The sequence below is a fragment of the Streptomyces sp. CNP082 genome (assembly GCF_059570535.1).
In genome coordinates, this window is record NZ_JCANSZ010000009.1 from 192,282 (window position 1) to 200,423 (window position 8,142).

Genomic DNA, 8,142 nt, shown 5'->3' on the forward strand with positions numbered 1-8,142 from the left:
CCGTCTTGATCGTAAGCACGGGCGGTGCGTGCCGCATGTCGGCGAGGTGGCGATCAGTCCGCCGGTACCGGGACGGCGGCCCCGACCGGGGGCGGGCTGCCGGTACTCCGGCCGAAGTGGTCAACGGCTCCGGGGTCGGTGCCGAACAGCTTCCGCAGGTTGAGGCCCTTGCCTGCCAGGGAGTCGCAGTCAGGGACGATCAGGTGGGCGTCGCCGGCGGAGCGGACGTCCGGCAGCGCGCCGCCGCGGAAGCAGGGGTCGACGGACAAGCCGGTCGGCCGGCCGTCGACCTGCTCCTGCCCCGTCGCCGCCCGCCAGGTGTCCAGACCGGTGTAGGAGCGGTCACCCCAGTCGACGCTCCACCGGCCGTTCGCTGGGTGGTAGTCGTTGCCCTGCAGGACGACCTTACGGGGGGAGAAGGCGCCGTTCGAGTAGATCAGCGGGGAACCGTCGGTGGCGAGGATGTTGTTGCGCACGGTGATTCCCCGGACACCGAGCTGCAGATGCAGGGCGGGGGGACTCCCGTGCGCGTTCTCCGACATGACCACGGTGTTCTGGTAGATCTGCAGGTCACGGATGTCGTTGCCGTAGACGGCCAGGCCGCCGCGCCGGGTCAGCTCGCGGGCGTCGTCGACGGCGACGTTGTAGCGGATCGTGTTGTCGGTGTGGGTGCCGTCCAGCGCGCGCGAGAAGGCGTAGAAGCCGGGGCCGTCGTTGCGGAAGGTCAGGTTGTACTCGATCACCGAGGACGAAACGTGGTCGTCGAGCCCGAAGCCGGCTCCGTCGACGGCGGAGCGGGTGTGGTTGCGGTAGGCGCTGTTGTGCGACATACGCACGTCGGCGGCATCGTAGGCCCAGATGCCCGCCGGTCCTTCGGGCGCGTCGGTCGCCGACCGGCGGCCGTTGTCGTGCGCGCTGGAGTGGCGCACCGTGGCGTGGCGCACCGCGCCGAGGACGATGCCGTTGCCGGAGTGGCGGTCGTGGGCCGCGGGATCGCCGGCGTTGCGGTATGCCTCGACGCCCTCGACGGTGACGCCCTCGTGCGCGTAGGCCGGACTCCCGGGATCGAAGGCCGCCCCGTACGTCAGCAGACCCGCCTCCTTGTTGCCGTGCAGCCGGGCCTGCTCGACCGTCACGTCCCGGAAGCCGGCACCGCTCGCACCCCCGCCCACCGCGACGCCCGTGCTGAAGCCGGAGACGTCGACGCCGGAGACGGTCACGTGGTCCAGCCTGCCGCCGCGCGCACGGTCGTGGTAGAGGTTGATGCCTGCGTCGCGGGCGTAGGCGGTGCCCTTCCCGGTGACGACCAGGTCGCGGACCTCCACGCCCGCGGTGTTGTGCACGGAGACGCCGGGGGTGTCGGTGGCCTCGATGGTCGCGCGCCCGCCGCCGTACGAGCTGATCACCACGGGACGGTCCGCCCGGCCCGCCTCCCCCTCCTTGACCGTGACGGTGCCGGCGAAGTGCTCGCCGCCCTCCAGCAGCAGCCGGTCGCCGGGCTGCAGCGCCGTGCGCTCCGCGCGCGCGAGCGTCCGCCATGCCTGGCCGGAGGAGGTACCGTCGCCGTCGTCGTCGCCGCGCGGGCTGACGTAGTACGTGGTGCCCGAGGGCGGCGTGTAGTGGGGCGTGTCGACGCAGGCGGCGAGCAGCAGGGCCGCGCCGCCGATGACCACCGCCGTCATGCGATGGCCTGTGGTACGGGCCGGGGCGGTCCTGCGCATCGGGATCAAGTCTCCACGATCTCATGGGCGGTGCGGCGGGGCACCCGCTCCGGCGCCGGTCGGCGCCCGGACTGGGCGGCGAACCATGCCACCGTGTGGTGCAGGCCCTCGTCGAGCGGGACCCGGGGGGCCCAGCCGAGCAGCTCGCGGGCCTGGGCGATCAGGGGCCTGCGGCGGACCGGGTCGTCGACGGGAAGCGGGCGGAACGCGAGGGGGGACGGCGACCCGGTCAGGGCGAGCACGAGCTCCGCGAGGCCGCGGACGGTGTACTCGCCGGGGTTGCCCAGGTTCACCGGCCCGCTGTAGTCGCTGTCGAGCATGGCCGTGATGCCGCGCACCAGGTCGTCGACGTAGCAGAAGCTGCGCGTCTGGCTGCCGTCGCCGAAGATGGTCAGAGGCCGGCCCGCCAGGGCCTGGCGGACGAAGGTGGACACCACCCGGCCGTCGTTCGGCCGCATCCGCGGGCCGTAGGTGTTGAAGATCCGCACGATACCGACGTCGACGCCGAAGCTGCGCCGGTACGCCGTGGACAGCGCCTCCGCGTACCGCTTGGCCTCGTCGTAGACGCTGCGCGGGCCGACCGGATTGACGTTGCCCCAGTACTCCTCCGGCTGCGGGTGGAGTGCGGGGTCGCCGTAGACCTCGCTGGTGGAGGCGAGGATGAAGCGGGCGCCATGGCGGTGGGCCAGTCGCAGGGCGTGCTCCGTGCCGCGGCTGCCGACGGCCAGGGTCTCCAGCGGGAGGCGGTGGTAGTCCGGCGGGGAGGCCGGACTCGCCAGATGGGCCACCGCGTCGACGGGCGGCGGCACGTCGAACTCCTCGGTCACGTCCGCGCGGACCAGCCGGAAGTGAGGGTCGTCCTGCAGATGGGCGACGTTCTCGGGGGCGCCGGTGGAGAAGTTGTCCAGGCACCAGACGGTGTCGCCGCGGCGGAGCAGGACCTCGCAGAGATGTGAGCCCAGGAACCCGCTGCCGCCGGTCACGACGACGTTCCTGGTGTGCGTGGCGTTCCAGGTGTTCATGATGCACTTCCTACGAGGGGGGCGGGCAGGGCCGCGGGAGCCGGCGCGTGGCGCGGCCGGCGGCCCAGCGAGTGCAGTGTCCAGCCGGCCGCGAGCCACGGATCCGGGTCGAGGGCGTTGCGGGCGTCCAGCAGCACCGGCGTGCGCACCACCGCGGCGAGCGCGGCTGGGTCGATGGCCCGGTACTCCGGCCAGGAGGTCAGGTGCAGGACCAGGTCCGCGTCCGCACACGCGGACGGGACATCGGCGGCGTAGTCCAGGCCGGGGCAGACGGCGCGGGCGGTGTCGCGGGCCTCGGGGTCGTGCACCCGCACCTCCGCGCCCTCCTCCCGGAGGGTGGCTGCGACGGCGAGGGCGGGCGAGTCGCGCACGTCGTCGCTGCCCGGCTTGAACGCGGCGCCGAGGACGCCGATCCGGCGGCCGGTGAACGACCCGCCGACGAGCCGCCGGGCCAGGTCCACGGTGCGCTGCCGCTGGCGGGTGTTGATCCGGTCGACCTCGCGCAGGAAGACCACCGACTCGGTGGCGCCGAGTTCCTCGGCGCGGGCCGCGAAGGCGCGGATGTCCTTGGGGAAGCAGCTCCCGCCGAAGCCGAGTCCGGGCTCGAGGAAGCGGTTCCCGATCCGCGAGTCCGCGCCGATGGCGGCGGCGAGGACAGTCGCGTCGGCGCCGGTCGCATCGCACACCTCGGCCATGGCGTTGATGAAGGAGATCTTGGTCGCCAGGAAGGAGTTCGCCGCCACCTTGACCAGTTCGGCGGTGGCCGGGTCGGTGCAGAAGAAGGGCACACCGGCCTGCAGCATGGGCGCGTAGATCTCCCGCAGCACCTCCTCGGCATAAGGGGACGCGACGCCGACGACGATCCGCTCGGGCCGCATGGAGTCCTGGACCGCGGAACCCTCTCGCAGGAACTCGGGGTTCCAGGCGACGTCGGTGCCCGGGGTGGCCGCGTCGAGCCGCCGTGCCAGCCGGGCCGCCGTGCCGACGGGCACGGTGGACTTGCCGACGACGAGGCTGCCCGGGCGCAGGTGCGGCGCCAGGCCGTCCACGACGGCGTCGACGCAGCGGAGGTCGGCGGCCCTGCCGTCGGCGCGCTGCGGGGTGCCGACGCACACGAAGTGCGTGCGGGCGAACGCGGCGCCCTCGGAGAGCGAGGTGGTGAAGCGCAGCCGGCCGGACGCGACGGTCCGGCGGAGCAGGTCGTCCAACCCGGCCTCGTGGATCGGCGCTTCGCCGGCGGCCAGGCGGGCGACCCGGTCGGCGTCGATGTCGACGCCGAGGACGTCGTGGCCGAGGTCAGCCATGCACGCGGCGTGCACGGTGCCGACATATCCGGTGCCGATGACTGTCATCTTCATGATGTCACTCCTTGGTACGGCGGCCGTCGGCCGAGCCGGCATAGCCGTTCGGGTTGAAGCGCTGGAACCGCCAGGCGTCGCGGCACATGGCGGCCAGGTCGCGGGTGGGGTGCCAGCCCCAGGCGCGGGCCACGGCGCTCGCGTCGGCGACGAGTTCGGTGACGTCGCCGGGGCGGCGGGACACCACCTCGTACGGGATGGGCCGGCCGCAGGCCGTGCTGAACGCGGCGATGACCTCGAGAACCGAGTGGCCCGTGCCCAGGCCCAGGTTGAACACCCGCATGCCCGACGCGTCGGCAAGGTGGTCCAGCGCGATGCGGTGGGCCTCGGCGGTGTCCATGACGTGCAGGTAGTCGCGGACAGCGGTGCCGTCGGCGGTGTCGTAGTCGCCTCCGTACACCAGGAGCCGTTCGCGCCGGCCGACGGCGACCTGCGCCAGGAACGGCATGAGGTTGCCGGGGGTGCCGCGCGGGTCCTCCCCGAGCAGCCCGCTGGAGTGGGCGCCGACCGGGTTGAAGTACCGCAGGCAGAACACGGTGAACTCGGGGCACCGGCGGCACACGTCGGCGAGGATCTGCTCGCAGGCCCACTTGGAGGCCGCGTACGGGTTCGTGGGCTGGGCGGGGGTCGCCTCGTCCAGCGGGCCGCGCCCGGCCTCGCCGTAGATCGAGCAGGAGGAGGAGAACACAAGCTGGTGCACCCCGTGGTCGTGCATCGCCTGCAGCAGGGCGGTCGTGCCGCCGACGTTGGTGTCGTAGTACTGGACGGGCATCCGCGTCGACTCGCCCACGGCCTTGTGCGCGGCAAAGTGCACGACGGCGTCAATGGAGTGGCGGTCGAATACGGCCGAGAGGGCTTGTCGATCACGGATGTCCAGCTCATAGATGGCGCCGACGAAGCGGTCGGCGGCCCGTTCCACCCGGCTGAAGACCTGGGGGGTGCCGATGGCGTAGTTGTCGATCACGATCACTTCGTAGCCGTGGTCGAGCAGCTCGACGCAGGTATGGCTGCCGATGAAGCCCGCCCCGCCGGTGACGAGCACCGTCGACGGCGTCACCGGCGGCGTGGGAGCGGTCCGAATGCGCATAGGTCTCACCAGCCCAGGACGGCGGCGGCGTACGCCGGGTAGAAGACGGCGGCGGTGGCGACTGGCAGGAGCACCAGCACGCCCACGGCCAGCGGCAGCCGCGCGGTCGGCAGCGCGGCGGTGAACGGCACGCCCGTGGCGCGGGCCGTCTCGTGCACATGCAGCACGGACACCGCCAGCGCGACGGCGGTGTAGGTCGCGGCGGCGAGCAGGCACAGGAAGACGTAGCCGACGGAAGGACTGGTCAGCTCGCCCAGCACGGCGACCGAGGACAGGGTGGCGGCGAGGCCCGCGAAGGGCAGGATCAGCCGCGCGAGCAGGCGCTGCGGCCCGCCCGTGCCCTTGGGCGTGACCTTGAAGGTGACCGGCCGGGGGCGGATCTTCTGACGGACCGCTCCGAGCACGCCCCAGATCACGAATGGCCAGCGGGCGAGCGCGAACAGCCAGGTCTCCCAACTGATGAGCGGCGCGGAGCGCGGGCGCAGCAGCCCTCGCCGGCGCATCAGGAACAGGGTCAGCAGCAGCCAGACGGGCATGGACCACAGGTGGAGCAGGAAGTCGAAGTAGTTGACGTTCATCCAGGGCAGGCCGGTGATCACGGCGATAGGCGGCAGCGCGAGCCCGGCGACGATCATGAGGCCGAGCAGCGGGTAGTGCGCGAGCGCGTAACCGAAGCGCACGCGCAGCAGGGCGGGCAGGCGTCCCTGGTGCCGGGGGAGCAGGTCGATCAGCATCGTGGTCAGGCTCCGCGACCACTGGTACTCCTGCGTGATCAGGTCGGCGAAGGTGCGCGGCCCGTCGCCGTGCGCCTCGGCATCGACGGCGAAGGCGCCCTGCCAGCCGGCCGAGTTGAGCAGGTAGGTGGTGGAGAAGTCCTCGGCGAGTTCGGGGCCGAGGCCGCCGATGTCGCGCAGCGCGCGGGTGCGGACGGCGTAGTGGGACCCGATGCACATGGGGGCGAGACCGGCGCTGTGGCCCAGCTGGACGGCACCGTGCCAGATCGCCTCGCGGTGGAGCCGTCCCCGTGCCGCCCAGGAGGTCGCGCTGTTGGCGTCGCACATGCTGGGCGCGGCGACGTAGCCGATGGCCGGGTCGTCGAAGGGGCGGACCATCTCGGCGAGATAGGTCGGCGCGGGTACGTGGTCGCAGTCGAGCTGGGCGACGACGGCGTAGCTGCGGTAGCCCCAGTGGTCGTAGAAGTAGGCGAGGTTGCCTTCCTTGCAGCGGGTACGGCGCGGCCAGTCGGTCCGGTGGTACGGGGCCACTCCGCGACGGCAGGAAATCCGCACGTGGTGGCGTCGGCACCAGCGCTCGATCTCCGGGGTCGGGTCCTCGTCGCACAGCCAGACGTCGTAGGCGTGCGGAAAGTCCTGGGCCAGCATCGCCTCAAGCGTGCTGCGGACCGTGGGCCAGGGCTCCGAGGGGGCGTGGGTCACAGCGAAGGCGACCGGCAGTGCTGGAACCGGCAGGTCCGGGTTCACCCGGCGGAGCCGGAGCGCGGTGACGAAGAAGTAGGAGGGCAGGCCGGTCAGGTAGAGCAGCAGTGCGCTGTTGACGATCAGGCCCGCCCAGCCGACCCGGTGCTGCGGCTCCAGCCACCACGACCAGAACCAGGCGAAGGACGCCGCCCAGCACACGGTGATGACCAGGAGGGCGCGCCGGTCTCGCCGCGTCAGTGCGGGCACGAAGGTCGTCGGCCGGACGGCGCGTGGCCGCGGCGGATGCGCGAAGACGGGCCCGCCTGCGGCGATCCGGCGGACGTTGCCCGCCGAGATGTGCGCCAGGTGGCGCTCGACCTGTGTGAGATCTGCCGGAACGGGCTTGCCGCGTGTCATGGGGCACCTACGATGTACGCATGGGATGTATACCTACGACACATCCTTACGGTGTATATGTACAAGCCTGTCCCTTTTGGTCCAGAGTGTCAAGGGGGGAGTGCCTGAAGCGGAGAGCGGAGCGGCGGAGGCGGCCATGACAGCAGCGGGAGGCGGCGCCAAGGGGCGACGTGCCAGCGACCGGGGGCACTATGGGCGGCTGAACCGCGCCCGCGTGCTCGCCGCGGCTTTGGAGCTCGTCGACCGCGAGGGCCTGTCCGGCCTGAGCATGCGCAACCTGGGCGAGGAGCTGGGCGTAGAGGCGATGTCCCTGTACCGGTACGCGGACAGCAAGGACGCGCTGCTGGAAGGGCTGGTCGAGGCGTTCTGCCAGGAGCTGGAGCAGGACCTGGCGGGGGGTGCCGCTGAGGCCGACTGGCGAGCGGAGCTGCACCGCATCGCACACGCCACCCTGCAGGTCGCGCTGCGCCACCCTCATGTGGTGCCGCTGCTGGCCACCCGGCTGCTGTCCACGCCGCTGGCGCGGCGGCCGGCGGCCGTGCTGCGCAGCGACGAGCGCATCCTGGCGCTGCTCCACAACGCCGGACTGAGCGACCGCACCTGCGTGGTGGTCCACCGGGCGTTCACGGCCTGGCTGCTCGGCTACCTCCTGGTCGACCTGCGCGCCATGGACGACGCGCCCGGCGAGCCGGATCCGGCCTTCCGGCTCGGCCTGCACCGCGTCTCGGCGCAGGACCTGCCGCGGCTGCGGGCGACCGGAGTCATCCTCGCCGAGCGGGGAGGTCCGGAAGAACTCGGCACCGGGCTGGACGCCCTGCTCGCACGCTTCGCCTAATGGGACGTGCCGGGTCGGTGAGACTCGGTGCCGTAGCCGCCAGCAGGTGAGCACTTTCTTCGCCGGAAGCATCCGACTTCTGTGGTCAGACCGTGCCCCTGCTGGTCGGCCGGGAGGCCAGACCGTTGATGGGGTGGCGTGCCTGCCCCATGGGGCGTGAGCACTGGATCCATTAGGCCGCGTGCCGCGCCTTCCGCAGGCTGCAGAGGAAGCGAAGTTCCTGACCAGGAGGACGAGTTGCTGCTGATCGGCGATGACTGGGCCGAAGACCACCATGACGTCGA

6 protein-coding genes are annotated in these 8,142 nt (G+C 72.1%); 1 reads left to right on the forward strand and 5 read right to left on the reverse strand.

The genetic code is table 11. The features are described from left to right. Nucleotides 1-53 precede the first annotated feature (53 nt). The 5 genes from B124_RS11270 to B124_RS11290 are packed head-to-tail and all read right to left on the reverse strand — an operon-like array spanning nt 54 to nt 7,023. Nucleotides 54-1,721 carry a right-handed parallel beta-helix repeat-containing protein gene (locus tag B124_RS11270; protein WP_496502599.1) on the reverse strand — a complete coding sequence of 556 codons (1,668 nt, stop codon included), beginning with the start codon at nt 1,719-1,721 and terminating at the stop codon, nt 54-56. 5 nt (nt 1,722-1,726) lie between these two features. Beyond that, on the reverse strand, nt 1,727-2,743 hold the full coding sequence (locus B124_RS11275) for a UDP-glucuronic acid decarboxylase family protein (RefSeq protein WP_496502600.1): 1,017 nt from the start codon (nt 2,741-2,743) through the stop codon (nt 1,727-1,729). Continuing rightward, nucleotides 2,740-4,101: a UDP-glucose dehydrogenase family protein gene (locus tag B124_RS11280; protein ID WP_496502601.1), complete on the reverse strand. Its 1,362-nt coding sequence runs from the start codon at nt 4,099-4,101 to the stop codon at nt 2,740-2,742. Before B124_RS11280 ends, B124_RS11275 begins: the two co-directional genes overlap by 4 nt. A 4-nt stretch (nt 4,102-4,105) precedes the next feature. Continuing rightward, the gene (galE, locus tag B124_RS11285) at nt 4,106-5,188 is read right to left on the reverse strand and encodes a UDP-glucose 4-epimerase GalE (protein ID WP_496502602.1); all 1,083 of its coding nucleotides are present in this window, start codon (nt 5,186-5,188) and stop codon (nt 4,106-4,108) included. Nucleotides 5,189-5,193: 5 nt separating this feature from the next. Beyond that, nucleotides 5,194-7,023, reverse strand: coding sequence for a glycosyltransferase family 2 protein (locus B124_RS11290; protein ID WP_496502603.1), 1,830 nt, complete (start codon nt 7,021-7,023; stop codon nt 5,194-5,196). A gap of 136 nt (nt 7,024-7,159) precedes the next feature. Between B124_RS11290 and B124_RS11295 the strand changes: the two genes are divergently transcribed. Continuing rightward, on the forward strand, nt 7,160-7,858 hold the full coding sequence (locus B124_RS11295; RefSeq protein WP_496502604.1) for a TetR/AcrR family transcriptional regulator: 699 nt from the start codon (nt 7,160-7,162) through the stop codon (nt 7,856-7,858). The last annotated feature ends 284 nt before the right edge of the window (nt 7,859-8,142 follow it).

Coding starts and splice junctions, on each gene's coding strand:
- B124_RS11270 (WP_496502599.1), bottom strand. CDS start 1,721: ATGCGCAGGACCGCCCCGGCCCGTACCACAGGCCATCGCATGACGGCG.
- B124_RS11275 (WP_496502600.1), bottom strand. CDS start 2,743: ATGAACACCTGGAACGCCACGCACACCAGGAACGTCGTCGTGACCGGC.
- B124_RS11280 (WP_496502601.1), bottom strand. CDS start 4,101: ATGAAGATGACAGTCATCGGCACCGGATATGTCGGCACCGTGCACGCC.
- galE (WP_496502602.1), bottom strand. CDS start 5,188: ATGCGCATTCGGACCGCTCCCACGCCGCCGGTGACGCCGTCGACGGTG.
- B124_RS11290 (WP_496502603.1), bottom strand. CDS start 7,023: ATGACACGCGGCAAGCCCGTTCCGGCAGATCTCACACAGGTCGAGCGC.
- B124_RS11295 (WP_496502604.1), top strand. CDS start 7,160: ATGACAGCAGCGGGAGGCGGCGCCAAGGGGCGACGTGCCAGCGACCGG.